Here is a 26,145-nt window from a genome sequence, read left to right on the forward strand (position 1 = left end):
AGTCGAAAACCGAAAAATTCCCGGAAAACAGGCCAGAGTTAAAATCTCTGCCTGTTTTACAGAAAACTTCAAATTTTTTGCTGCTTACTCTGATCAGGTACTTGAGTATTGCTAGTTTTTTCGATACTTAAGCTCTGCTAGTGTCTTGCCAGTTTTCCCGATACTTAAGCTCTGCCAGTGCCTTGCCAGTTTTCCCGAAGCTATTTCAGGCTAATATCTCCGGGCTCGAAGTACCCTGTGAGAAAGCAATTTAAAATCCGTGCAGCCACTGCTATTTTCCTGCCAGTTAAAGTAAACTCAGCAATAACTGTATCAGGATCAGCAGGATAATCAATCCGATAATTAATCTTAGAATCCCGACCACTATTTTTATACCCCCGTTTATAGATAAATAAAATATAATTTTCATATAATTTAAATCTACAGCATGCTTCGGGAAAATCCTCAGGTGTTAGATAAACCGATAATAAACATAAGTAAACCTGAAAATAAAGGAATCAAAAAATTGTCATTAAAGAAGAACTTGAATATCATTTGAGAATTAAATTCCCGGATTGTCTGCAAACCTATGACGCTTTCCAGCAGCATTCCGCCTGCAGCCCCGATAAAAGCCTGAAGAGGGGTCACAAAAAATAAAGCCGCTAAAAAGGCTGCGATTATACCTGAGACAGTCCCTTCTACGGTTTTTTCCCCCGAGTATGGCAGCTTATGCCTGCCTGCCAGTACGCCTGCGGCGGTTGCTACCGAGTCTCCGAACGCAACTATTGCAATCGAAGCATACACGATTTCCTCAGGAAATAATATATAAGAGAAGGTTATTCCGCAAAGGAGCAGGATAGTTCCTTTAAACGGTATAGTCTGCTTCGAAGGCCTTCCCCATCTGCACAGGAATGTAGACAATGGAAGCGGGAGCTTGTCCAGAATAATAGCTATTGAGATTGTCACATAGAAAGCAAGCAAAAACAGCAGGAGAGTAAGAGCCATATCTCCGGCTGCCCGGACTAAAAGAATTAAAGTTATACCGGTGAACAGGTGTATTAACTGGCGCTCAACCTCACCTTTAAGAGTGGCTTTTTTATCGAGGTAATCGCACTTTAAGTTCTGGGTGTATTCATTTGCCATAAAATCACTTTTTAGTGACCTTACACAGGTGTTTAGTCCCAACAGGCTACCGGAAAAGATCTGAAAATAAAGGCCTGAAACGTAAGTCTTTTTCCTGAATTTCTGATTACAAAAGAATCATTTTTTGAAATATATAAAATATATACAGAATAAATTTACCGGATTATAGGAACAGGAAACCAAGGATTCGATTTAGAGAGAAAGTCCGGATGTCAACTTAAATTCACCAGGGAGAAGATATTGAGACTCTACACTAAGAAGTATCTCTTCCGGAAGCCGGGATAATCTTTAAAAGTGGGACAACCTTTAAAGGTATTTGTGCACCCAAGAACTATATTCTTCAACAACCAGTAATGATGGGGTATAGAAATGCCAACGATAGTTCACTTTGACATCCCGGCGGATGATCTTGAGCGGGCACAGAGTTTTTATTCCAGACTATTTGGCTGGAAGTTTGAAAAGCCCATAGAAACCATGGAATACTACCTGGTTGAAACTGAAGACCTTGAAGGGAATCCCGGGCCAGGGGGAGGCCTTGGAAAAAGGGAAGCTGCAGATCAGAGAATGATGAATTATATAGGTGTTAACTCAGTGGACGAGTACCTGGAGAAAATTGAAAAACTCGGAGGTAAGGTGCTCATGACAAAAACCGCTGTGCCCGGTATGGGATATCTTGCAATCTGCATGGACACTGAAAATAATCCATTTGGGATCTGGGAAGATAATGAAGGAGCTAAATAATTTAGATTAACAAAGATGTCTTAAGATTAGCAATAGATATGTTTAAATTAGCACAAATATCTGTTTTCAAAGATATAGAATATTTTTGAAATAAAAACGATGTCTATTTTTATATTCAACTTCCAACCAGTAAAGTTACAAGCATAGATATCCCTGATTTTTCAGATCATATTATCCGCATGGATAGTTGAATGATACCTGATACCTGAGATATACCTACAACCTCAAGTTCTGTGTTCGATGATTCTTAGCTCCATTTAGATAAGCATCAAACTCAAAGCTCCATTTAGATCAGCATCAAACTCAAAACCCAAGGTCTACAGCTATAATAAAGCTGCATTAAGTCCTTCGCGGCAGCCTGCGCAAGCTTGCGGAAACAACTCAAGTGCAACAACCGGTGGATTATCCTATACCACACACGAGTATGAAAATAAAAACAACTAAATATATTGTATATTTTTTACCTTGGATGCTCTATGAGCCACAGTGGGTTCCCATAAAGGTCTAAGATGAGCGCCTGGATACCATAAAGTGCCTTTCCCGGCTCCTGTACAATCGTTACGCCCTTCGATCTTAGCTCATCGCACGTCTTCCTGCAATCATCGACTTTAAACATCAAGGCCGGGGTTTTACCTATGAGTTCTGTTTCCCGCTTTGCCTCAGCCTCGCCTTGCATTTCGGCATTGGGCACATGGAGAATTATTTCCGTACCCTGACCTTTTGGGGCGACGGACAAAAAGCGCCATCCTGATACCGGGCTAACATCTGTAACTTTTATAAAGCCAAGTTTATTCGTATAAAAGTCAAGTGCCTCATTATAGTCTTTTACGAATAACATTACATGCGTCATATCTTCGATCATAAACACACCTCAAATAACATAAACATTGCAGGTCTTTAATAAGGTCCAAACATGCCATTTTTGAGAAGGTTTTTTTCAGAGTAACCTTCTTGTCTTATCGGGGTAAACATGGCATCTTCTGCCTCAAATCATTATAGAACTGCATGAGAGTAGACCATAAATAATTCCAGAACTTAAAAAGGTTAAAAGTTATAAAATTGACGGCATTCTTCCCATGACTTAAGTCAGGGGCATTCTGCCTTCAGGTTGTAAAGTCTTTTTGAGCAGAAGCTTCAAAAGCGGCATCTATATAAAAGGTGTCTATATAGAAATCAAAAAGAGAAATAGGAGTTCATCCCATCTCTTTTAATGCCGGTAAAATATTTTTCCCGTAGGTTTCGAGGAAAGCTATCTGGTCTGAGGCTGCCGAATGGAGATAAATGTGTGTGAAACCCAGATCAATATATTTCTTTACGAATTTAATGTGGTCTTCGGGATTTTCCGAAAAGCAGGCATTCTTTCGTATCGTATCAGGGCCCACGACTTTACCATTCTGAGCAGACATCTCCGGAGTGTAGATTTTATTCACGAAAAGGGCAGGTATAAGCGCTCCAGCCCAATACTTCATAAAGTTTTCGAGGGATGCTTCAGGATCTGCCCCATAGTCGACAAAAAGCTCAACTGCTTTTGGCAGGTTTTCCGGACTTTTACCTGAATCCCTGGCCCCCTTTTCAAACTCGGAAAGAATCTGCTCATATTTCTGCGTATCCGACTCTCCTCCTACGGTTAAAAGGCCGTCCCCATAGTAACCTGCAACATAGGCACTTTCGGGCACTAGAGAGGAAATATAGATCGGAATATTGTTTTTAGGCAGCGTATATAGTTTGGCGCTCTTTGTCCGGTAGTAACACCCATCAAAGCTGACCTTCTGCCCTGTCCAGAGTTCACGGATAAGTCCGATTGCCTCTATCATTCGTATCTGACGCTCATCATATTCTGGCCATTCGAGGGTTACGGGATACTCGTTTAAAGCTTCCCCTGTTCCAACCGCAAGATAGGTCCGTCCCCCGGCAAGCGATGATACGGTTGCAGCAGCCTGAGCAATAACAGCAGGGTTATAGCGCAGAATAGGGCAGGTCAGGCCTGTTCCCAGTTCTATGCTTTGAGTACTCACAGCTGCCGCACCAAGCCAGCTCCAGATAAAACAGGCCTGCCCGCTTTCACTCCAGGGGTGGAAATGGTCACTGGCATCAATACTTTCAAAGCCTGTCTTTTCAGCAGTTATGACCTGTTGCAGCATCTCCGACGGAGGAAACTGTTCAGGCGCAATTTTATATCCTAGTTTAAGCAATCTAACCCCCCATTGATTTGTCTATAATTCAAGAATTATAAATTATATTAGATAATCATATTCAGACTCAAAAATCCTCACTTCAGCTTAATGTATCCTGCTGATAAAATCCTATATCCTTGTAGACCTGAGCCTGGAAGAAAAAGAAAGAGTAAAGAAAAAATAAAGTGAGAAAAGGAAAAGAGGAAGGCAAGAAAAGAGAAGAGGAAGTCGAGAAAAGGAAAGGGAGGAGGTAAGAAAAGAAGAAGAGAAAGTCGAGAAAAGGAGAAGGCAAAAAAGTGAAAGAAGAAATAGAAAAAAGAAAGGGAGAAAAGTAAAAAAGAAGGAGAAAATGCAGGTTCGATCCGGAGCTTAATCTAAGAGTGTAAAATACATTCTTCTATTGCTTTTTCCTTTGTTCTGCAGTTTTGTGATCTTTATGCCTTTTATTTCTTCAGTGTTTTTAACATGAGTTCCCCCGCAGGCTTCGATTGTCACTCCTTCGATTTCGACCATACGCACTTCTTTTATTTCATCGGAAAAGCCTTTTGCCAGGGTAGTTAACCGTGAGAGCTTTTCTTCGGCTTCTTTGCGGCTTACAAGGTAGAAATTAACAGGATTTTTCCGGGCTATAAGGTCGTTGGCAATTTTCTCGTACTCAGCAAACTTATCTCTGTCAAAGGCCTCAAGGCTGAAATCCACCCTGCTCTGGTCAAGGCCAAGCTGGTTTCCGGTTATCTGGGCTCCTGCCTCTTTTTCAATTACGTTTGCGATTACATGAGTTGCCGTATGCATGCGCATGTGCCTGTAACGGCGATCCCAGTCTATGAATCCTTTCACTTTGTCCCCTGCTTTTAACCCGTTTGAAACATTTTCACCAGCGAGCTCATGACTGATTTCTCCATCGAACTTGCCTGCATAAAGGACATTAAACTCAGCCCCGTCGGATTCGCGGACTAACTTTCCGGTATCACCTGGCTGACCTCCACTTTCAGGATAAAAGGCGGTACGGTCAAGAACTACAAATCTATCATCAGTCGCCTTTTCGACAGTTGCTTCGAACTCTTTCAGGTAACAATCAAGGAAATAAAGCGCCTCTGTCATTGCCAGACCTCTTTTCTTAAACTTAGTAAATGGAAATAAATTTTCGCTCAAGCCTGCGTGATCAAATTTTTTTAAAGTTTGCGGGACTCAGGAGGCAGAATTAGGGAAGGTTACTTTTACACCGCTGTCGATTAAACTGATACTGGAAAGAAGTTTTTCCTTTCCATGTTCCAGTTCTTCCCTTAAAACAGCCAGCTTTTTTTCGGAATCTTCAATATCTTCTTCAAGCAAGCGAGTTCTGCTTAGAAGTTCGGTCTCCTTATGTTCTAGTTCGACCAGTTTTCCGGTATCCGAGTTTTCGATTTCAGCTCTCTTTGTCTCAAATTCCTTCAGGGCTTCAAGGTACTCCTTTTTCCGTTCCGGAAAACCCGAGATTGCAGCTTTAACCTGTAAGAGGGCTTTTTCTTTTTTCTGGGCCTGCATATCCAGGGCATTATCCTCAAATACCTTTTGAAGCTCAGGAAAAAAAGAAGGATCCAGATGTGCGGGATCTTCAAGGCAAATATCAAGCTGTTTCTTTACTTCCGGCTTTAAGGTATACCTGCTGCTTTCGTGAAGTTTTTTAATTCTCGAGAGATGGCCAGACAGCGGCAGGATAAGAGAACTCAAGCCTGCCTCGGCTTTCCTGAGTTTCTCCCTGGCCGCAGAAAATTCTGCCTCCAGGTTCTGCAGATTCTGCCAGGCAGCTCCTTTTCTGAAATCCTCAAGAGCCTGGCTGGCTCCCGAAGCTTCAGCCCTCAAAGCCTGGACTTTGCGGCCTCTGGATTCCATTCCCAGCTCTTCGGCTGCTATTGAGGCCGAGAGCTTCTCTATTTCATTGATGTCCGAGTAAGCTGCTTCTATGGCATCCATTTCCTTCTTATTTACCAGAATTACCTCTCTGAGCTCGTTAAAAACCGCACCCAGGCTGGCAAGGCTTTCACTAACTTCTTTTGATTCCTCGGGAAAAACGCCTCTGGTATACCTGAAACTCCGGTTCATATGCTCCAGGCAGGTATCGAGACTCTGCGTAGCTGCCCCGTAGAAGCTTTCCAGAGCCCTGAAATCCCTGTTTTCCTGCACCCTGATTTTATCTATCAACAGCGTGACCTGTTTTGTCACATTTTCCCTGTTGCTCTTCGCTCGCTTTACAGCCCTGATATCAAAGTCTCCCTCGACTCTGGCTTCCGCAAGCCTTAAGTTACTTTCTTTAAGTGCCGAAAGCGAAACTTCAAGTTCTCTCAAAAGGCCGGATGCATCCTTTTCTACTCGGGAAGATATTTTTTGAGACCTGGAATCCAGCCATGCGGGCAGGTCTTCAAAATTAATTTCCTTGAGACCGGTCTCCTCACTGGAATCTTCTTTTTTTCCGAAAATTTTCTTAATCCACTTCAACCTTGACCTTCCCTGAATTTGATAAAATTACTTAAACTTATAAAATTACTTAAACTTATTTCTTTAGTCCTGTATATCTTTGAAACTTGTTCTATGAAAGATTTATTCTGTAAAAGACTTTCCTGGTTAAAAAGGCAGCATAAAAGAAAGTTATTTTCTACAGATACTTATAAAAGAAATTAATTGCATTTTATACTGACGGCACATCTGATTAGTATAATCCTGCACTTTACTTTATAAGTCTACTCTTTGTAAACTCTCTCTTTATAAGTTATACTGGACAGCGGCATGAGAATCGTTTTTGTTCTTCTCCGAAAAGGAGATAAAAAGCGAGGAAGGTAAAAATGAGCTATGGGATAATGCAGCAGGTAATTCCGTATACCGGGATAACGGTATCCAGACTGATTTTCGCAATTATAGTGCTCGTCGTGGGATTCATTTTATCAAAATATACTATTGGTATTTTCAGGAAAGGAATACAGAAAACAAAGATTCCGGACCTCACCATCCAATTTCTCACCCATTTATTAACTGTCTTCCTTTATGCGATTGTTATTCTTGCTTTCTTGAAGAGCCTTAACTTCGACGTGGATAGTTATATAGTGGGAGTTTCTGCAGTGATAGGTCTGGTTCTCGGTCTGGGCATGCAGGACACCTTCACAAACCTGACTGCCGGAGTATGCGTTGCAGCAATCAGGCCTATAGATATGGGAGAGACCGTAACCGTAAACGGACAGACGGGAAAAGTAAAAGCAGTAGGGATTATGTCAACCGAGCTCCTGACTCCTGACAACCAGCTCATAACAATCCCGAATAAGCTAGTCTGGGGAAATTCCATTGTTAATATGACACGCATGCCCACGAGAAGAGTTTCCGTAGATGTGGGAATAAGCTACTCCTCAGAAATTGAAAAAGCCATTGGGATAGCACTCAATCTTATGAAAACACACCCTCTTGTCCTTCAGGAACCAGAGCCCGCAGTAGTGACTACCGAACTTGCTAATTCCTCGGTAAATTTGCAACTCAGGGCCTGGGCAAAGACCGGTGACTTTCCAGCTGTAAAGAATAGTCTGACAGCAGGCATATTTGAGGCATATAACAGAGAAGGAATCGAAATCCCGTTCCCCCAGATGGATATAAACATAAAAGAAATTAAACCGAAAGAAAGTGAAAAACACATAACAGAACAAAAGATAACGGTGCAGGTAGAAGCGCATGACGTGGAAGGAGGGCTATACTAGCAGAGCCGATCTATCCTGTGAATAATTTGCCTTTACCTGCCTGACCACCTTATCCCTGTTTATTAGCATGTTATATGGAACATTGCAGTGATCCTGCCCTCGGTTTCGTTCCAGCGTTCAACTGCCCAGGGAGTCGGAAAAAGCTCCACGCCGCACTTCTTTTCCCTGAAAAAATCTTCAGCTTCCTCCGAGAGTTTCACAAAACCTGTCTGTCCGGTTCCTATAATGATTTTCTCTGTTCCTTCCTCATAGATGTATTTTGCTTCCTCAAGCGAAACTTTATGAGAGGTTCCATATAGTTCCTTTGACAGTTCTTTCTCTCTTTTTTCTACCTGCCCATTGAGGCGAATAAGTATGTCATATTTATAGGTCTCCCCATCTACAGTAATCGAACCAAAACTGGTGGAATCAATCTTCGGTTGCATGATTTACCTCTTAAATTAAAACTGAGAATGAGATTTCATATTGTACAATTGTCCCACATACTTCATATATACGTATGTCTTGAGCAAACTTACGTCAAGCAGGTAGGCATTCATTACATGTTAGATTATGATATGCTTAGATATAAGATGTTTAGACTATCCGGAATTACTTAACCTGAGAAAAGACATCAGTTTAAAGGCCGTAGATGCCTCTGAATTAAATTAAAAAGGAAATAAAAGAGCAGATAGAAAAGTAAATTAGAGAATAAATTAAGAAATAATTAAGAAATAATTAAGAAATAAATTAAGAATAAATTAAAAAGACAGTTATTCTATTACGATCTGCCAAAAACGCTCTTAAGAGTCTCATTCACCAGTCCTACTGCACTGCAAGTTGCAGGTGTACCGACAAGTGGGTTCAGCATCACGAAATCGTGTATCGTTCCCAGATATCTAACGACTGTAACATTGACACCTGCCTGGATCAGCTTATGGGCATATGCTTCACCCTCATCGCGAAGAACATCATTCTCATCAGTAATGATGAGAGCTGGCGGCTGTCCTTTGAGCTGCTCAATCGAAGCCTGCAGCGGAGATGCTGTCGGCTGCTTGCGTGTTTCCTCGTCGGGCAAATAGTTATTCCAGAACCACTTCATTGCTTCACGGGTGAGCCAGATACCGGTTGCAAACTGTTGATATGAAGGGGTATCGAAATTCGCATCCGTAACAGGATAAAACAGCACCTGATAGGCAATTCTCGGGCCACTTCTCTCCTTTGCCAGCAGGAGAACAGCCGCAGCCATGTTTGCGCCTACGCTATCGCCAGCCAGAATTAATTTTGAACTGTCCAGGTTAAAATCTTTCCCGTTCTCTGCGATGTATTTTGTTGCTGCATATGCCTCTTCGATCGGTGTCGGATATTGCGCTTCCGGAGATGGCGTGAAATTGACAAATATAACCGCAACATTGGCTCCGATGGCAATTTCCCGAATTAATCGATCATGTGTATTTTTGTCCCCTAGCACCCAGCCGCCGCCGTGAAAGTACATCACAGCTGGCAGGTTTTCTTTACTTCCTTCTGGCCTTACTATCCTGATCGAAACCTGTCCGCCAGGACCAACCGGAATGCTGAGGTCTTCAATGTCTGCGGGTAATTTTGCTACCTCAGCCGCCTGCAAATCGGAAAGAACCTTACGGGCGTCTTTCGGAGAGAGTTCGTAAATTGGGATTCCACCCTGCTTGTTTACATTTTCTACAAATGCTCTGGTCGCTGGTTCAAGTAAGTTAATGGTCTGATTGGTCTGAGTCATACTGAAGTCCTCCTGGCTTGCTTTAAACCTGTATTTAATCACTGGCGCTAACAGATAACGTAAAAACAATGATACAGGTTGTCTATTAACATATAACCGATATTATATATTTGAGCCAATATTTATGAACCTAATGGGAAAAATGAGCACAAGAATCAGATTTTAGTGATGTTACCCTTCTTGTTTTTATCAGCGCAAACTTTCGAGAAAAGTTTGATCAAAAACCCCGATAAGCGGAGTGATCAACCGACGAAACGCAATCTTTTCAAAAAAGGCTTGATCGCAAACCTTTTCAAAAAAGGTTTGATCGAAAACGGCGAAAGCTTGTGATTGAGAAATACTTCTAATCCCCAATCCCTATCCGGCGTGATCAAACGGCCCAGCGGTTGCGGCCCAGCGGTTGCGGCCCAACGTTTGTGGCTCAACGGTTGTGATCCAACCTTATGAGGAAGTCTATTTCCAGGCGAGACCTGAAAATAATACCTTCCTGGAAGTTTTCTTTAAAAATAAGATTAGGGGTTCAGAGGCCTGAGCTTGAAGCCTCATTCCCGCTTGGTGCCGAGATTCGCGATTTCTCGCTCTTTGCGCATTCCATTGCTTCTTCTACGGCTTCCCTTATGATATATCCAGCCTTGTGAAGGATAGTGTCCCCAATCTGGGGATCTTTGTCCATGCTGGCAGTACAGGGGTAGGAGTGATGAGCCCCTGAGATAGTTTCTTTATACCCTGAAATGTCAGTCCAGCCGAGTTTCTTTGCCACAAACCAGGTGGAACCGCAGGGTGCGTCCCTGATAACGCCTGCGCCTATAAACATCTTTCCATCTGGACTCGTTTCGATCCTGAGTACAGGCCTTCCGAAACCAAGGTCAACGAATGAATCTATAACGGGTTTCCCGGTCTTCTCAAGTGAACAGAAAGGCCTTGGCCCTTCAAACTCAACTCCAATGGCTTCAAGCTCTTTTCTGAGCTGTTCAAGGACACCTGCAGGAGTTTTCTTTGAATCTTCAGCAGGTGCAATTACGGCTTTAGCCTTCGTCTTCTGTACAACGTCCGGAAGGGCTATAAGAAGGTCGGGATGGATGCCAATGGCAAGTATCAAGTCGCATTCCGGCAGTTTTTGAGGCATGTACTGACCGGGCTCTTCTATAAATGTGGGCAGGTCTTCGGGAAATTCATGAATACCTACGATCAGGTTCGCATATGACTTCCTGGCCTGTCTGCAGTGGTTGCAGAGCTCCCCGCAGGACACGCAGAAATTTCCCGGGTTGATCAGGTTCTGGATAACTTTTCTCCCAAGTTCGCCTGAATAGAGTACAAGAATCTTCATAACTTACTCCGATTTTTAAATACTTTAAAGGTTAGTTTGTAATTTTCGGTTCCTTTTTGTAAAAAATAATGTTCTGGACTACTTCGCCCCCCCATAATGGAAAAAACAGGGAACGTAAACCTGTATGCAAATCATTGAGAATTGCATGAGAAATCGCAATGTCCAGTTCTGTCAGCACCTATCCTTTAATGCTTATCCCGTTTTTTGCTATACTACCTTATAATTATTTGTTTCAATGTATAAATAATGAGAGTTTCGAAATAGAAATTAGTATCCAGAACTAAATCTCATATATAAATTAAAGGGAACAAAAAGCACCGGAGACGAGAGAAAACAGAAAAAGAATTAAAAATAAAGAAAAAGTTAAGGAAAAAGTGAGAGAGTAAGAAGAGTAAAAAAAGGGTAAGAAAAAGCAGAGAAAAGCAAAGAAAAAGGAATAAAAAGAGGAAACTCGGAAAACCCGGAAAAAGTAAAAAATTGTCAGGAAAAGATTTCGTGATCGAGTCTTCCCTTTGATCATTCTCCCAGTTTCAAAGCCCCATGCGGGCACATTTTGATGCACACGCCGCACTGGATACACTTCTTTTCATCTACCAGGACACTCCAGGAATTATCAAAAGAATAGACATTCATGGGGCAGACCGAAATACAGGCTCCGCACTCGATACATTCTTCTTCATCCCTGTGAATGGGTCTATCCAGAATAGAAACTATCGCCCCTCTGGATTCCAGAGCTCTTTTGATTTTATCGAACCTGAAATCGCTCACATCCGCAATTAATTCCCCGTAGGTTGAGTCGATATTTGCGACCATAATATTAATCAGAATTCCAGTTTCGACTATGGACTCGGAGATGATCGGGTCATGGATTCTTTCGGTAGGGATGGTGATCTTTATTTTCATGCTCAATACCTCCTTGCAAAGAGCTTGCTTATGTTGTCACTTGTTATTATCCCGAGAACCCGCCTCTGAGTGTCGATCACAGGCATTGCAGATACCCCGTACCGGTCCAGTCGCCTAGCTGCAAGGTCCACAGGTTCGTTCGGAGCGCAGGTCAGGACCTTTCTCGTCATAACGCTTTCTACCGAATCAAAACAGTTCTCTGCAACAGCCTTGGAAATGTCCCAGGCAGTCAGGATCCCGACCAGCTCGCCAGTATCGGAAATCACAGCCAGATGGTTAAAAGAATTCTCCCAGATCTTCTTGGCTGCATCCTGGACAGTTTGATCTTTTTTGATAGTCACAATAAAACTGGACATCACGTCTTTTACAAGAGGTACGGCCAGGGTCTGCTTCATGGGTCTGGCAAGCCCTTTAACTTGCAGTCTTTCCACAGGCATGCTGACAAAGAATCTTCCGTGCTTAACCCATTCCTTTAGCTCATTTGCAATTTTTCTCGCGTTCTTGAAACTGGAAAGGGAGGAAGTGGGCACGTCTTTTCCGTTAATCTGCACCGAGCCTGACCTGAGTTCGGCATAATTTACATTTTTGATAGCAGGCTTGTCCCGGCTTCCCACAGCATAATCCTGGATGCTGGTCACGATATCCTCGTCACGGACTGCAGTTGCCGCGGCAAGCTTTTCGTTAAGGATAGGGATAGGGATCCCGATTCCCATGTAGAGGGTGGTTCCGTATCCTGTAAAGGAAGCAGCCCTCAAGTAGTCAGGACTCATTTCCTTCAGGTTACCTTTGAGCATGAGAGTTCCAAAACCGGAAGAAGGAGAATGCTGAGTTCCGCTACCTATAACATAGCCCTGGGCTCCCCCTATGAAGATTCGTGTTCCCATGCCTATAGTTTCATAGTCCGGATCATTTGAGAGAGGAGAGAGTACGCCTGATCCGGAATAGGTTACATTCCCGAAATTGGGCAGAAGCTCACCCATATAAGTGTTCAGAATCCTTTTGGAACTGTTGGTTGCGGCTGCATATTTCTGGTAGGCATTCCTCGGATTCAAAAGAACAGCTTCGTTAAGGTCCTCAATGTTAATTGTCGTATCAAGCACTTTCCTTGGATAACAGTCTGTCCCATAAGAAGTTGCATGAACATTGATTTCTTTGCCCCTTAGGAGATCCTCAATAACGTGAGCTCCACCATACTGGATTCCCCGTGTATCCGAGATCTGGGCAGCCCCCAGGTAAGCGTCTACGGCTGCTAATCCGCTATATGCTTCTACATTGTTGAACCAGATCTTCTGGATTTTAATAGGAGGCTCGGAATGCCCGAGGTTAAGCATTAAACCGGATGAACACATAGCTCCGAATGTGCCTGTCGTAACCACATCCACTTCTTTTGCAGCCCCTTCAGCGCCAAGCTCCTCAACAATTGTGACCATTTCCTCGGCTGTCACAACATTGACGCTTCCATCTTCAATTTTTCTATTAATCTCATGAACTGATTTTTTAATCATTGGGGTCTCCTCTTTTTATAAATTTATCTAAATGGAAATATTTATTAGAATTATATATTACTTGTGATAATGCCAGAGGTAACAGCTCTGCCAGAACAAGTGAAAAGCTGTTTCTGAATATGATTTATTTTCAGATTTCCAGGTGTATGCCCTGAGTTTGATAAACAATAATCATATTTGCGGGCCATATATATTACTTACGATAATTGGAAATTCTCCCATTATACGATCCGACTATAAATAGATCATAACAGTTCAGACCACATACAGTTTGAATAACCCGGGATTCTTTCTGGATCGCAGGCAGGGTTATTTTCAGTAAGTTTCTTATGCTTGCAGGATATACCCGAGGCCAGGTGATCTGTTGACACGTATACTTGCTACCGGGACTTTTGACCTTCTCCACCCCGGACATATTTATTTTTTGACCCAGGCACGAGCTCTGGGAGATGAGCTTTTCGTCATTGTTGCGAGAGATTCGAATGTGACTCACAAGCCAAAACCAATTGTGCCCGAGGAACAGCGGTTGGAGATGGTAAATGCACTCGGGATGGTCGATAAAGCGCTCCTTGGCAGCGAAAAAGATATGTTTGAACCCCTGAAGCAGATCAGGCCGGATATAATTGCTCTGGGTTACGACCAGCGCTTTGACAGCGAGCTTCTGGAAAAAGAACTTACTAAAAGAGAGCTTCCCGCAAATGTGGTCAGGATTCCACTTTCAAAGGAATGTCCACTTTGCAGTACAGGTGCAATCATAAAAGAGGTGCTTAAACGGTATGGGTAAATCTACCCCTACCGTTGCCCGACTCGATCAATACCTGTTATTCTTTATGCCTCTTTTCAGGAAGATATGTTACTATGTGTAATTTATGAAAATACCTTTTCAAGTCTTTCAAGAGCTTCCCTGATTCGGTCAATTGATGTTGCATAGGAAATCCGGATAAAATTTTCGCCAGACGAGCCAAAAGCGATTCCAGGTGTAACTGCCACCTGAGCTTCTTTTAAAAGCCTTTCTGCAACTTCAGTCCCATTTCCATACTCGCTGACATTAGCAAAAGCATAGAAAGCTCCATCGGGCTTTTTGCATTCAAGTCCCATTTTGTTCAGGCCGTCGATAAGGACATCGCGCCGTACTTTGAAACGGTCAACCATTGCTTTAACACTGTCCTGAGGTCCCTGAAGGGCCTCAAGCCCACCGTACTGAACAAATGTGGTTGCACTGCTTACTGAATGAGACTGAATCTTAAGTAGAAGTTTTAGAATTTCAGGAGGAGCAGTCAGGTAGCCAAGTCTCCAGCCTGTCATGGCATATGCCTTGGAAAAGCCATTTACGGTAATGGTTCTCTCCTGCATTCCATCAAAGCTGCCAATGCTGATATGCTCTCTATCATAGATAATTTTCTCGTAAATTTCATCTGAGACCACTGTCAGGTCGTGATCAATTGCAAGATCAGCAATGCATTGCAAAGTCTTTTTTCCGAAAACCCCACCTGTTGGATTTCCCGGACTATTTACAACAATGAGCTTGGTTTTATCAGTTATGTAATCTGCAAAATTGTCAGGAATGAAACCTCTTTCAGGGACTGTTGGAACCCAAACCGTCTCCGCCCCTGCAAAACGTATGCATGCGTCATAAGTTACCCATGAGGGGTCAAACAGAAGAGCCTGGTCTCCATCATCAAGGACACCCATCATTATCTCAAAAATTCCCTGTTTTGCTCCGGGAGTGACAAGCACGCCTGTCTCGGTTACGTCGAGGTTATTTTCCGTCCTCAGTTTTTCGGCAATGGCTGCCCTTAGTTCCGGGATACCTCCAGACGGGGCATAGTGGGTTTTTCCCTCATACATGGCCTTTGCCGCAGCATCGCAGATATTTTTCGGGGTATTGAAATCAGGTTCACCAAGGCTGAAATTGATGACGTCTGTACCCTCTTTAATCATTCTGGTTGCAATGTTGGAGATCCTTATCGTTGCGGATTCTTCTACACGCTTGAGCCTTGCGGATGTCATAGGGATGGTCCTGGTTTGTTAAATTTTGGTAGCTTATTTAAGAGATTATAGAAAGTCACAGCCGCCGCACCAGCTTTACTGCAGCTTCAACTGCCCGTTTTGCATAGTCCACACGTTCATGAGCCGCCATGCGAGTCATGCCTGGGCCAGGAATTCCGAGAGTTACAGGCTTATTGAACTCAAGAGAAAGATCCATGATCTTCCTTGCAGCATGCTGCATAACCACCTGGTCATGATCAGTCTCACCTTCGATTACAGATCCTATAGTAACCACGGCATCGATGTCATCCCTCTGGCAAAGCTTCTTGATTGCAAGGGGCATGTCAAAGACCCCTGGAACAAGAATGGTCTCTTTAACGGTTGCCCCCAGGAACTCTGCGTGTTCTCTTCCTAGCAGTTCCATCTGATAGGTCAGATCCCTGTTAAATTCAGCTACAACAAATCCTAGGCTGATAGTCATCTAATAAGGTCTCCAGTCTTTGTTTTTACTTAAATTGCTTCACATTCTCAATGGGCCTGCATCCTCAAAGCCCTGCCTCTGACCGGTACCGGCCTCTCGAATTAGCTTTTCAGGCTTGAAGAGCAGTTTTATCACGTTTAAGGCGTGCTCACGGGTCCTTCTATCCATAAGGAAAGCAAGTTCCTTCTCATCCTGTCCCTCATTTTCATGGACAAAGACCTCGATAATATGGGTATTGGTCATGAGCTGGGCCATAATAAGGCCCTGAGAAGCTTCATGAGCACATATTTTATCCTGTTCCTTAGCTCCGGGCATACCAAGAGCCATAACGATATCGCACCCATCTTCTTCGATAAGTTTCTTGGCTGCGACCGGAAGGTCTTTTATCCCGGGCACGGTTACTCTTTTAATTTTCACAGATACATTTTTCTGTATCTCGTCAATTGCCGCACGCCCCATATTATAGCGTGCGAATGTGGTATCTGCAATTCCTATTGTGGGCATGTGAATCCGATCGGAATTTGAAGATTAAAATCTTTTTCCGGGTTTTCCTGAAGAGGTCTGGTAGATTTATGGTTTTATCCGGTAAATCTATGATTTTATCCTGTTCAGGCCCTGTCAATAATCCTGGTTGCAGCTTCTGTACCTGCTCCAAGGCAGTCAATGTAACCACGTCTACTCAGTATGATTTCCAGCTGCTGGATGGTTGAGAGCACATCCCTTGCGGTGACATTTCCCATACATCCTATTCTGAAAATCTTGCTTTTAAGGCGTTCCTGGCCGCCTGCAATAATTACGCCTCGCTTCTTCATATCGTTCTTTATATCCTCCCCATCAATGCCTGCTGGAGCTTTCATAGCAGAGATAGTATTGGAGTAATGGCTGTACTCGTTAAGCTGCGGGAACATCTCAATGTTCAGTTCGGCAACTGCCGCTCTTACGGCTTCGGAAAGGGTCCTGTGCCTCTTAATTCTTGCCTCCATTCCTTCCTCTTTTACGATATGAAGAGCTTCCTGAAGTGCGTAGAAAAGAGGAATTGCAGGAGTATAAGGTGTTTCCGGTCTGGGTTTATCCCCACTCTTTTTATATGCCAGGAGATCGTTGTAGTAGGGTTTTTTTGATACTCCCTTCATAGCCTCAAAGGCCTTTTCACTTACGGAAACGACTGAAAGTCCAGGAGGGGCTGCAAGGCACTTCTGTGAACCTACAACTGCAACGTCAACTCCCCATTCATCGACTTTGACATCGTCTCCTCCAAGAGAGGTTACGCCGTCCATGATAAAGAGGGCATCGTGCTTCTTGGCAAGTTTGCCAATTTCTGCGGCCGGGTTAAGAATGCCTGCAGAAGTCTCGTTGTGAACGAGGGTGATAGCCTTTGCTCCTTCTTCGAGTTTTTCCTTGACAATTTCAAGGTCAATCGGAAAACCCCATTCGAATACAACGGGAACAACTTCCGCATAGAGAGCTGCAATATCTTTAAAGCGCTCTCCAAACTTTCCGTTTTCTATGGCAATAACTTTGTCCCCGTTTCCAGCCAGAGACCCGACAGCAGCTTCCATTCCTGCCGTTCCCGAACCACTGAGTAAGAGGATATCATTCTTTGTCTGGAAAACGCTGGAAAGGATTTCCCTGCAATCGGTATAAATTCCGGCAAATTCCGCACTCCGGTGGTTGATCATCGGTTTTGACATGGCTCTAAGGACTCTGGGTGCAACAGGTACGGGACCAGGCATCATTAGAAGGGTATCTTCCAGATCCATATATATTATGCTCCACATTTTCAAAGATTTAATCAATTTTTGTTTTTTATTTGTTTGAACGGGTTTGTACTAATAATTCCGTAGTTTTAAATCCTGCAGGTCTGAAATAATTCAGAGTTATATTATCGTGATACGGTGTGCCTGAAAGGCTCTGCAGTATCTATATCCTGGGATTTCTCAACAGGATTTATTAAGTTAATTTACCTGGAGAGGTTAAGCGTTAAATTCCATTTAGAGTTCAGGTTTAATTGAATCCTAGTATATAATTGATGTGCTTTCCATGCCTGGCCACGGACGCCGCCCTGTCAGGAGAATGGATTCCGATTATTGACCCTGGAGGAGCCTCATCACGTCGTGTTTTGTTACGACGCCGACAACTGTTCCTTTTTCTACTACCAGCACGGCAGGATTTCCTTCCAGTATATGTGAGACGACCGAGATAGAAATGCCTGGAGATACTGCTGGGAAGGACTCTCCCATTATCTCGGAAACTTTTAACTGGGAAATTGATTTTTTCTTACTTTCGGCCATCAATTTCACTATCATGTCTTCCGAAACACTTCCAACCGGGATGCCCCCATCAAGCACAGGAACCTGTGAGAAACCATGAGTATGCATAAGGTTTACTACTTCTTCCACGGAATCATCTGGAGAAACATGAATCACAGGGGAATGCATCAGATCTCTTATAATAATCTGCTGTTCCTTCTCAACTTCCTCAAAAGCATCAAAGATTTTCCTGACAGTCGAAAGCCTGGGGTCCACATCTCCCGATTCAATACGAGCTATAAGGGGCTGGCTCACTCCTGCCCTTTTAGCCAGGTCGCTCTGGGTAAGCCCGAGTTCATTTCTTCTTTTTTTAAGATCTTCGGGTGTTGGAAGCTGCATATATATTACCGATAGTAATTATGATATTTAATATCATTGGTTAACATAATTTTCGAAGTTTAAATATAAATGAATACTTAATTCAGATAATCGTTCTCGGAAAAACTCTACAATATAGCCGGGTAAAAAAGAGAGATATTTAAAACCCGGTCGACTTTAAAGTTTAGTTAATACAAAAACAGTATTTAAAAAATTTCAGAGATTATAAGAAAAATAAGCTAGTAAATAAACAAAAAGCTAAACTAATAGATAAAAAAGAAAAAATAAGTTGAAGAATAAACAGAAAAAAGTAAGAAGAATATAAACCTGCATTCTACCTTTCGTACTCAGATGTAAGAGGGGTTCTCTATTTCTTTGGATTTCCTTGTCCTGAGCTCGCCTTTTATAGCTTCGTAATATTTCATCGTATCCGGAGTAACTGAAGGGCCGGTTTCTGCGATTGCTTTAAGGAAGTGCCTCTGCTTGACATTTTTTGCATGAAGATCCTCACGCAGAGCAAGCCTTCCTGCCTTCTTGCATACAGCTGCAATGTCTGCACCTGTATACTGATCGGTCATGGAAACGAGTTTTTCAATATCGACGTCCTCTGCAAGCGCCATTTTTCCGGTATGGACTTTGAAAATTTCCCTGCGAGCTCCCTCATCAGGGATCGGAACGAGAATCAGCTCATCAAAACGCCCTGGCCGAATAAGTGCAGGATCGATGACATCAGGGCGATTGGTTGCGCCAATTACAACTACAGCCCTGAGTTCTTCAAGTCCGTCCATTTCGGAAAGCAGCTGATTAAGGATTCTCGCCGTAACCTGAGGCTCCCCTATAGAAGCCCCGCGAATGGGCGCAAGCGAGTCAAGTTCGTCCAGAAAAATAATCGATGGAGCAACCTGCCTTGCCCGCGTGAAAACCTCAGCAATTCTCTTTTCGGATTCCCCGTACCATTTGGAAAGCAGGTCGCTTCCCTTGGCTGTGATAAAATTAGCATCAGATTCATGGGCTATTGCCTTTGCAAGCAGGGTCTTTCCCGTACCGGGAGGGCCATAGAGCAGGACACCTTTAGGAGCTTCAACCCCTATATCCCTGTAAGATTCCGGATTCTTGAGGGGCCATTCCACTACCTCTTTCAGGAGCCTTTTTACTTCTTCCAGGCCTCCGACATCGTCCCAGCTAACAGTGGGCACTTCAATAAGGATTTCCCTTATTGCTGATGGCTGGACGTCCTTAAGAGCATTTTCAAAATCTTCCCTTATTACCTGAAGGGAGTCCAGGATTTCAGCCGGGATTTCGGGTTCATTGAGATTGATTTTCGGCAGAACCCGCCTCAAAGAACTCATAGCCGCCTCCCTGCACAGGGCAGCAATATCGGCTCCAACGAACCCGTATGTTATTTGGGCAAAGTCCATCAGGTTTATATCTTCGGCAAGAGGCATTCCCCTGGTATGGATCTGGAAAATCTCTAACCTTCCGTCAGTATCCGGGACTCTGAGTTCAATTTCCCTGTCAAACCTGCCCGGGCGGCGGAGTGCAACATCCAGGGCTTCAGGACGGTTGGTTGACCCGATAACGATTACATTTTTGCGAGCCTTAAGCCCATCCATAAGGGAGAGAAGCTGAGCAACTACTCTTCTTTCGACTTCTCCGGTTACCTCGGCCCGCTTGGGGGCAATTGAATCGATCTCGTCCAGGAAAATAATCGCAGGAGCATTCTTTTCTGCATCCTCGAAAATTTCCCTTATAGCTCTTTCGGATTCCCCGTAATATTTGGACATAATTTCCGGGCCGTTGATAGAAATGAAGTAGGCATCAGACTCGTTGGCAACTGCTTTTGCAAGCATCGTCTTGCCTGTTCCGGGCGGGCCGTGGAGCAGTACTCCTTTTGGGGCATCAATCCCCAGCCTGTCAAAGAGCTCAGGATGCTTCAAAGGCAGCTCTATCATTTCCCTTACTTTCCCAATGGCCTCTCTTACCCCACCCAGGTCTTCATACATAACAGAAGGAATATTCTGCTCAGGGGTTACTTCAGTCGCTTCAGGCAGAAGCTCTACCTGCGTTAAATCTGTGATCTTTACTATCCCTGACGGAGAAGTCGAAACTACCTGCAGTTTTATTTCCCCAAGCCCGAAAGATGGTCCGAAGCCCTGGCCAAAAAAGTCCTGGAAGAAATCCTCGAACATTACTCCTTTACCCAGGGCTTCTCTCTCCCTCGATTTCCTTAAGCTTGTAGTTGAAATAAAGTCTCCTTTTGAAACCGTACGGTTCATGAATACGGCTTTAAGGGTTTCACTTGGAGCATAGATCTGCATGCCTTTGGCTACAGGCGCAAGAGTCACATTTTTTGCTTCTTTCCAATCGGCTTTGCGAATCTCGACATATTCCCCTATACTGGTTTTTGCATTGGTGCGGATAAGCCCATCCATACGTATGATGTCAAGTCCCGAATCACTCGGATACGGGCGTCCTATCAGAGCTGAAGTCGATTTCCCCCCTTTGAGTTCCACAACATCGAAAGGCTTGAGGCCCAGCTTTTCCCGGAAGCTTTCATCTATCCGGACAATGCCTTTTCCTACATCCCGTTGATCGGCTTCCGCAACTTTCAATTTTACTGTTGTTTTATCCCTATCAGTCAAATTAATACCCCCCCATCTCATCAGTAAAAGTGTTCAGGACTTCTGTTAAAAAATCAGCAGCTTTCAGGCTGGTCAGCATCAATCGCTTACCTTCTTTGCCTCCTCATCAAGTTTCTTTAAGTTGGTAGGGATAGGGTTTTTTCTGAGCAACTCTGCAAAATATACGAGATTGTGCGCCATATATCTGGCTGTACGATTTGTATAGAGATGCCTGTCTCCTCCAGCTTCTATGTAACTTGGACCCGGTCCTGCATCACCAACCCAGTAACAGTCTGCATTTGGAGGAACGGTGCAGCCCAGATGGGTAAGGTTAAAGAGTAAGGTTGAACAGACATCATGCGCCCCATCCTCATTTCCGGTAACGATAACTCCTGCGGCCTTCCCATAAAGTGGGTACTGACCGGTTTCGGGATCTCCTTCCATGTAAGTCCCATCCAGCCTTTCAATTACCATTTTCGCCACAGAGGAGAGGACTCCAAACCAGATGGGAGTCGCTATAACAATGATATCACAGGCTTTTATCTTTGTAAGGATTGAGGGCCATTCATCTTCTCCCCCTTCATCTGAAGAGACCCCGAAAGCTACGTTATGATCCACAACCCTTATCACTTCACTTTCAACACCAAGCTCATTAAAGATAGCTGCCGCCTTGTCAATAAGAGCGCGAGTGTTCGATACCCGAGGCGATTTTTTCAACGTGCAGTTCAAAAAAAGTACCTTCATCGCCATAGTATATATGTTTCCAAACTGCTTTTATATATACGGGGGCGCATTATAATTCAGAAATAATATTCCTTAACTACTCGCCGGGCACTTATTCTCAACGGATTCCTGACTGAGATTTGCAACGGAGTAACTCAAGAAGAAGGATGAAAATCGAGAAAAGTCAACTTAAAATGTAGTGGAACCAGAAGAGCGGAAAAAAGAAAAAGATGGGAAAAATTAATAAAAATTAAAAAGAAATGAAAATCCGCTTAGAGCTTGAGTTCCTTAGCCATTTCCTGAAAGACTTTTCCTTTGTCAGTGGTGATGAAAAGTCCATTTTCATGCCTGATAAGCTCTTTTTCTTTCAACATTTCAAGGTATTTCTGGGCAATATTAAAGTTTAGATTAACTTCATATACAATATGAGTTTTCTTTGCCCCGTTCATTGCTACTCTTAAAATATCTACTGCAATATCAGTCCTGCTCCTTCTTTTAATACTGACTCCTCCCCCACGGTAGATTTCAAAATAATCTTTGCAAGAAGTTACGCTCTAAAAATATTAAAGCATATCTTTTTGTAGGTAACAAAGATTCTAAATCTTTATCGTTTTCCTTTCTATATAACCATATCAGTGTTATATATAATGTCAAGTTATAAAGAAAAAAGATTTAAACGGACAGATTCCCATTTGAGGCTAGAAAAAACGGGAAATTGCCAGAGAAAAAAAATAGAAAACAACTCTCGCTTAATCATTCTAAAACAAAAATTAGTGTTAACAAAGAATATGCACTAAAAATATAAAAAAGAAAAACTGAAAATATGAGCAAAAGTATATGCATACTATTACACTGCTTAAAAAATATGAAAAATTCATAATTAATTTACTGAAAAGAGTGTGATGGAAAAGTATTATGGGCCCGCTGAGATTCGAACTCAGGATCCCCGCCGTGTAAAGGCGATGTCATGACCGACTAGACCACGAGCCCATTTTGCTTACATTTACAGAATCGCTCTAAGTGCAAGACCAAAATGTCACTAGTTATATATATCTCTTTTGTTAGGAGAGAACTTCGGGGCTTATCTGGGAAACAGTTATTGCACTAAATTGGGACTCTTAATTATTGGATAAAACTCTTATTGCACTAAATGAGACTGTTTTTAAACTGAATGAGAAAACTCTTACTACACTAAATGAGACTCTTATTGCAATAACTGGGGGATTCCTACTACACCAAAACCTTTACCGCACCAGATGAGATTGTTAGCACGCCAGATGAAACTTTAACTATACTAAGTGAGAAACTCTTATCAGACTAAATGAGACTCTCACTACACTAAAGGAGTCAAATACATCATCTTAGCATCATCCTTAGAGCCCACTTTTTTCCATAAAGGAAACACAGAAAGCGGAAATAAAATTCACTTATTTTCGATGTTATTTTAGACTCGAAACTATCCCTTTTACAGGCAAGCCAGGGATAGTTCTGAATGGAAAACCGTTAAGCAAAATATATTTATATTAGATTAGCATGTTGTAACTTGTGAGCGGGTCCCTCTTTTAGATAACCCCAACCCCCAACACCCCAATTCATACTCCCAAACCCGCTCATTCTGTTCTAATCAAAAACCGAAATATATATATAGGTACTAATCTGCCTATTAAGTATCGGGTTAGATTTCAGGAAGCAGAATTCCAAGTTAAAGAGATTAACCTGAAATTATAGGTCATGATTTATAAAACATAAAATATAAAATGAAAAGCTATTTATAATATGAATAGATATTCATGTCGAGTGAGCGGGTCTCTTTTCCATAGTATAACCCCAAACCCATATCCCCCAACTATTTCCCCCCAACTATTCCCCAAACTCTCCAACCCGCTCACAAACTTTTCTTTGCTTGTTTTTACCGGTTTTCTGAAGATCAGAAAACTTTTTTGTAAAATTGTATTATTTTGTAAGTGTATTTTAATATTTCATCTCAGCCTTGTTTAATTTTTCATATCAGTTCCCTTCTCATCAGTTCTACATAGTCTGAAAAAGCCTTCTTATTATAATGAATTTGAAGAAAAAAATGGTTAAATTAGGTCATATTTAAACAATATGGGAGAAAATTAAAAGGAAACTTACAAAGCTAAGCGAAGCAAGAAAATTAAAACCGAAAACGAGAAAAATTAGAAGTCCAAAAGGGTTTTTTGAGTTTTCGACTCGGTTTTTTTAGGAGGCTCATTGGCCTCGGTTTCAGGATTTACAGGCTTATCAGGACGTTTTTTGATATCTCGCACGCGGTTTGCAGGCTCCTGCGGCTCTGGAAGTTCAGGAGAGGTGGTGTCCCCTATCAATTCATGGACAGGAAAGGCTTCTTTCTCAAAGGATTCAGGCGAAGAGAAGGGACTCTTAATCTTAAGATTTTCAGGTTCTGATGGACTGAACGCGAGGCTGTCAGGTGCAGACCCGATTCCGTCAACTGCTGCCCGGTACTTCTCCGATGTAAAGACGGAAGTAAAAATATCAGGCATGAGAGTACCTGAGGTACTATCAGGCATGAGAGTACCTGAGGTACTATCAGGCGTGAGGGTACCTGAGATAAGATTACGAGATAGAATGGCAGAATTATTATTTCCCGAATTCGCAATTTCTCGGGAAATCTCCGGCAAAATATCAAAGCCAAATTTAAGGGTTTTCTGCCCGCCCTGAGAAGTCCTGGAATCGGGAACTTCAGGTTTCTCAGGAGGTTTTCCGACTTCTTCCTCAGCAGTTTTAACTGCGCAGCCAGAAGACGCCTCTTTATTATTGCCTGAGGGAGCGGGAGCCCTGAAAAACTCCGTCCCATCGGGTTCTTCTTTTCCTTCCAGAAGAAGTTCCTGCGCCCTGTCGTAGATTTTCTGTAACTTTTTGCTGGCTTTTGTGCTTCCTGAGAGATATATCAATTCCTCAAGTTCAAGCCCGAGACCCGCAGTAATTTCAATCGCGGATTCTTCCTCTTTTAACATGCGAGAATAAATTTCCAGCAGGTAATTTCTGGAATAGCGCATTGATTCGAAGCTGCGTTCTCCAACTTTAGAAGCTATATTATCCCTCAGGTCTCGCCTGGAACGTATCTGCCCCATCCTTTTCCAGAGAGAAGGTGACTGGTACTTGATAAATCCGGGATAGGGCCTTGTTTTTGAGATTGCAGCTCCGCAGACCATCAACATGCTGGCGTACCTCCACATCCCATAGTTCTGGCGTTTCTTTACACGCCCCAGGTAGAGATCAGCCCGCGAAAGATAACCAAAGCCGGTCCTGATATCTCCCAGATCCCCGTCCTTAGAGGCATACTGGACAGGCAGGTTTTCATCGATCCAGTGTACAAGGTCTTCAGGACTTTCATCAAGCCCGCGAGCGGCTTCCAGGGCCTTTTTACAGTCTGTGCTCTTGAAAATTCTCTGCATTGCCTTGAAGATATTTTCCTTGACGTCCCTGCCTGAAGTGCTGATGTCCTCGACTTCCAGCACTTTCCTCCCGCTGGCCGCAGCCTGAAGGTCGTTAATTGCGCTCCTGAGATCGCCCCCTGCACCTTCAGCAATCTGCTGGATTGCGTCCAGGCTGCATGAAATCTCCTCGCTCTCGCATACTTTCTTCAAAGCAGGAACCATCGAGCGGCTCTGCACGGACCCGAACTTTATTTCCAGACAGAGATTCCGGATAGCAGGAGTCAACCCATAAACATCGTTTGCAATTAGCACTATGGGCTGATGCGTATTCTTTATAATCCCTGTAATAGCCCGCATTCCACCCCGGTCTGCAGTTCCGTGAAGGTTGTCCGCTTCGTCCAGAATGATCAGGCGCTTTCCTCCAAAGAGAGTATTCATTGAAGCTGCCGATCCCGCAATTTTCTCGATAACACCTGCAGTTCTCTGGTCGCTTGCATTGAGTTCGATTACTTCCCAGCCCAGATCGCGGGCAAGAGCGTGGGCAGTCGAGGTTTTCCCTACCCCTGCAGGCCCGTGAAGGATTACTGCCCTTATATCGGGAATGGCTGAAAGCCACTTCTCAGCCCAGGTTCGCAAATCCTGCACCGCCTTCTTGTTCCCCACGATCTCCTTCAGGGTCTGGGGGCGGTATTTCTCAGCCCATTCAATTGCCAACGTCATCTTAAACCATACCAATAAAAAAAGAACTCATTCTTAATTCTATACATTTTAATCTTTTTACCAGTAGAAAGTCTTTATTCCTACCATCCTCTGATACTGATTTTTTAACTGACAACACTAAATTTACATTTCCATATGTATTAAAGTCTTTTTGCTATCATAAAAATACTTCCAACTGCCGGAACAAGATTAGATAGAAAAAGGGCAATATAAATAGCCCTTTTGAACGAGTCGAAAATGATTCTACTTAACCCATAAGCTACTTCTCCTAGATTAAGTTCGGTAACTTTATTTGTTAGTCCGCTTGAGTAGAGGTTGTTATTACTTACCTCTAAATAAGCC

Annotated in this window: 21 protein-coding genes, 1 tRNA gene and 1 pseudogene; 3 read left to right on the forward strand and 20 right to left on the reverse strand. The window is 43.1% G+C overall.

Annotated features, from left to right (window positions below):
* Positions 1 to 444: 444 nt before the first annotated feature.
* A complete protein-coding gene (locus tag ACPK8D_RS00835; protein WP_424715948.1) occupies positions 445 to 1,122 on the reverse strand; it encodes a diacylglycerol/polyprenol kinase family protein in 678 nt (225 codons plus the stop codon).
* Positions 1,123 to 1,491: 369 nt separating this feature from the next.
* On the opposite strand from ACPK8D_RS00835, the gene ACPK8D_RS00840 reads away from it, so the two are divergent.
* On the forward strand, positions 1,492 to 1,863 hold the full coding sequence (locus ACPK8D_RS00840) for a VOC family protein (RefSeq protein WP_424715949.1): 372 nt from the start codon (positions 1,492 to 1,494) through the stop codon (positions 1,861 to 1,863).
* A 460-nt stretch (positions 1,864 to 2,323) separates the two neighbouring features.
* On the opposite strand, the gene ACPK8D_RS00845 is transcribed toward ACPK8D_RS00840, so the two are convergent.
* The 4 genes from ACPK8D_RS00845 to ACPK8D_RS00860 all read right to left on the reverse strand — a co-directional run bounded on the left by ACPK8D_RS00845 (position 2,324) and on the right by ACPK8D_RS00860 (position 6,512).
* Complete coding sequence (locus tag ACPK8D_RS00845) at positions 2,324 to 2,713, reverse strand: VOC family protein (protein ID WP_424715950.1); 390 nt, start codon at positions 2,711 to 2,713, stop codon at positions 2,324 to 2,326.
* 343 nt (positions 2,714 to 3,056) lie between these two features.
* Entirely contained in the window at positions 3,057 to 4,055 is a 999-nt protein-coding gene (locus tag ACPK8D_RS00850) for a TIGR03557 family F420-dependent LLM class oxidoreductase (protein ID WP_424715951.1), read from the reverse strand.
* A 351-nt stretch (positions 4,056 to 4,406) separates the two neighbouring features.
* Complete coding sequence (alaXM, locus tag ACPK8D_RS00855; protein ID WP_424715952.1) at positions 4,407 to 5,138, reverse strand: alanyl-tRNA editing protein AlaXM; 732 nt, start codon at positions 5,136 to 5,138, stop codon at positions 4,407 to 4,409.
* Positions 5,139 to 5,225: 87 nt separating this feature from the next.
* Positions 5,226 to 6,512, reverse strand: a complete 1,287-nt coding sequence (locus ACPK8D_RS00860; RefSeq protein ID WP_424715953.1) for a cell surface protein — start codon at positions 6,510 to 6,512, stop codon at positions 5,226 to 5,228.
* Between the two features lie 344 nt (positions 6,513 to 6,856).
* Between ACPK8D_RS00860 and ACPK8D_RS00865 the strand changes: the two genes are divergently transcribed.
* Positions 6,857 to 7,753: a mechanosensitive ion channel family protein gene (locus tag ACPK8D_RS00865; protein WP_424715954.1), complete on the forward strand. Its 897-nt coding sequence runs from the start codon at positions 6,857 to 6,859 to the stop codon at positions 7,751 to 7,753.
* Positions 7,754 to 7,815: 62 nt separating this feature from the next.
* Here the strand turns inward: ACPK8D_RS00865 and ACPK8D_RS00870 are convergent, their stop codons facing one another.
* The 5 genes from ACPK8D_RS00870 to ACPK8D_RS00890 all read right to left on the reverse strand — a co-directional run bounded on the left by ACPK8D_RS00870 (position 7,816) and on the right by ACPK8D_RS00890 (position 13,223).
* Entirely contained in the window at positions 7,816 to 8,178 is a 363-nt protein-coding gene (locus ACPK8D_RS00870; protein WP_424715955.1) for an Mth938-like domain-containing protein, read from the reverse strand.
* 335 nt (positions 8,179 to 8,513) lie between these two features.
* Positions 8,514 to 9,488: an alpha/beta hydrolase gene (locus ACPK8D_RS00875; protein ID WP_424715956.1), complete on the reverse strand. Its 975-nt coding sequence runs from the start codon at positions 9,486 to 9,488 to the stop codon at positions 8,514 to 8,516.
* A gap of 520 nt (positions 9,489 to 10,008) precedes the next feature.
* Positions 10,009 to 10,815, reverse strand: a complete 807-nt coding sequence (locus ACPK8D_RS00880; protein WP_424715957.1) for a DUF166 domain-containing protein — start codon at positions 10,813 to 10,815, stop codon at positions 10,009 to 10,011.
* 516 nt (positions 10,816 to 11,331) lie between these two features.
* Positions 11,332 to 11,718, reverse strand: a complete 387-nt coding sequence (locus ACPK8D_RS00885) for a 4Fe-4S binding protein (protein WP_424715958.1) — start codon at positions 11,716 to 11,718, stop codon at positions 11,332 to 11,334.
* A 2-nt stretch (positions 11,719 to 11,720) separates the two neighbouring features.
* Complete coding sequence (locus tag ACPK8D_RS00890; protein ID WP_424715959.1) at positions 11,721 to 13,223, reverse strand: L-aspartate semialdehyde sulfurtransferase; 1,503 nt, start codon at positions 13,221 to 13,223, stop codon at positions 11,721 to 11,723.
* Between the two features lie 329 nt (positions 13,224 to 13,552).
* On the opposite strand from ACPK8D_RS00890, the pseudogene ACPK8D_RS00895 reads away from it, so the two are divergent.
* A pseudogene (locus tag ACPK8D_RS00895) lies at positions 13,553 to 14,007 on the forward strand (adenylyltransferase/cytidyltransferase family protein).
* Positions 14,008 to 14,090: 83 nt separating this feature from the next.
* Here the strand turns inward: ACPK8D_RS00895 and ACPK8D_RS00900 are convergent.
* The 10 genes from ACPK8D_RS00900 to ACPK8D_RS00945 form a co-directional block, all read right to left on the reverse strand.
* Positions 14,091 to 15,233 (reverse strand): pyridoxal phosphate-dependent aminotransferase, encoded by a 1,143-nt coding sequence (locus ACPK8D_RS00900; RefSeq protein ID WP_424715960.1) that lies wholly within the window; start codon positions 15,231 to 15,233, stop codon positions 14,091 to 14,093.
* Positions 15,234 to 15,288: 55 nt separating this feature from the next.
* On the reverse strand, positions 15,289 to 15,693 hold the full coding sequence (ribH, locus tag ACPK8D_RS00905; RefSeq protein ID WP_048108716.1) for a 6,7-dimethyl-8-ribityllumazine synthase: 405 nt from the start codon (positions 15,691 to 15,693) through the stop codon (positions 15,289 to 15,291).
* A gap of 39 nt (positions 15,694 to 15,732) precedes the next feature.
* Positions 15,733 to 16,197 (reverse strand): riboflavin synthase, encoded by a 465-nt coding sequence (gene ribC, locus ACPK8D_RS00910; RefSeq protein ID WP_424715961.1) that lies wholly within the window; start codon positions 16,195 to 16,197, stop codon positions 15,733 to 15,735.
* Positions 16,198 to 16,301: 104 nt separating this feature from the next.
* Entirely contained in the window at positions 16,302 to 17,453 is a 1,152-nt protein-coding gene (locus tag ACPK8D_RS00915; protein ID WP_424715962.1) for a pyridoxal-phosphate-dependent aminotransferase family protein, read from the reverse strand.
* A 324-nt stretch (positions 17,454 to 17,777) separates the two neighbouring features.
* A complete protein-coding gene (locus ACPK8D_RS00920) occupies positions 17,778 to 18,341 on the reverse strand; it encodes a CBS domain-containing protein (protein WP_424715963.1) in 564 nt (187 codons plus the stop codon).
* Between the two features lie 326 nt (positions 18,342 to 18,667).
* Positions 18,668 to 20,962 (reverse strand): CDC48 family AAA ATPase, encoded by a 2,295-nt coding sequence (locus tag ACPK8D_RS00925; protein ID WP_424715964.1) that lies wholly within the window; start codon positions 20,960 to 20,962, stop codon positions 18,668 to 18,670.
* 78 nt (positions 20,963 to 21,040) lie between these two features.
* Positions 21,041 to 21,691, reverse strand: a complete 651-nt coding sequence (locus tag ACPK8D_RS00930) for a flavodoxin family protein (RefSeq protein ID WP_424715965.1) — start codon at positions 21,689 to 21,691, stop codon at positions 21,041 to 21,043.
* Between the two features lie 245 nt (positions 21,692 to 21,936).
* Positions 21,937 to 22,113 carry a winged helix-turn-helix domain-containing protein gene (locus tag ACPK8D_RS00935; protein WP_230627482.1) on the reverse strand — a complete coding sequence of 59 codons (177 nt, stop codon included), beginning with the start codon at positions 22,111 to 22,113 and terminating at the stop codon, positions 21,937 to 21,939.
* Positions 22,114 to 22,580: 467 nt separating this feature from the next.
* Positions 22,581 to 22,654 (reverse strand) — tRNA-Val (locus ACPK8D_RS00940).
* Between the two features lie 1,187 nt (positions 22,655 to 23,841).
* Positions 23,842 to 25,803, reverse strand: a complete 1,962-nt coding sequence (locus ACPK8D_RS00945) for a replication factor C large subunit (protein WP_424715966.1) — start codon at positions 25,801 to 25,803, stop codon at positions 23,842 to 23,844.
* Positions 25,804 to 26,145: the final 342 nt, after the last annotated feature.

Source organism: Methanosarcina sp. (assembly GCF_049706645.1).
Lineage (GTDB): Archaea > Halobacteriota > Methanosarcinia > Methanosarcinales > Methanosarcinaceae > Methanosarcina.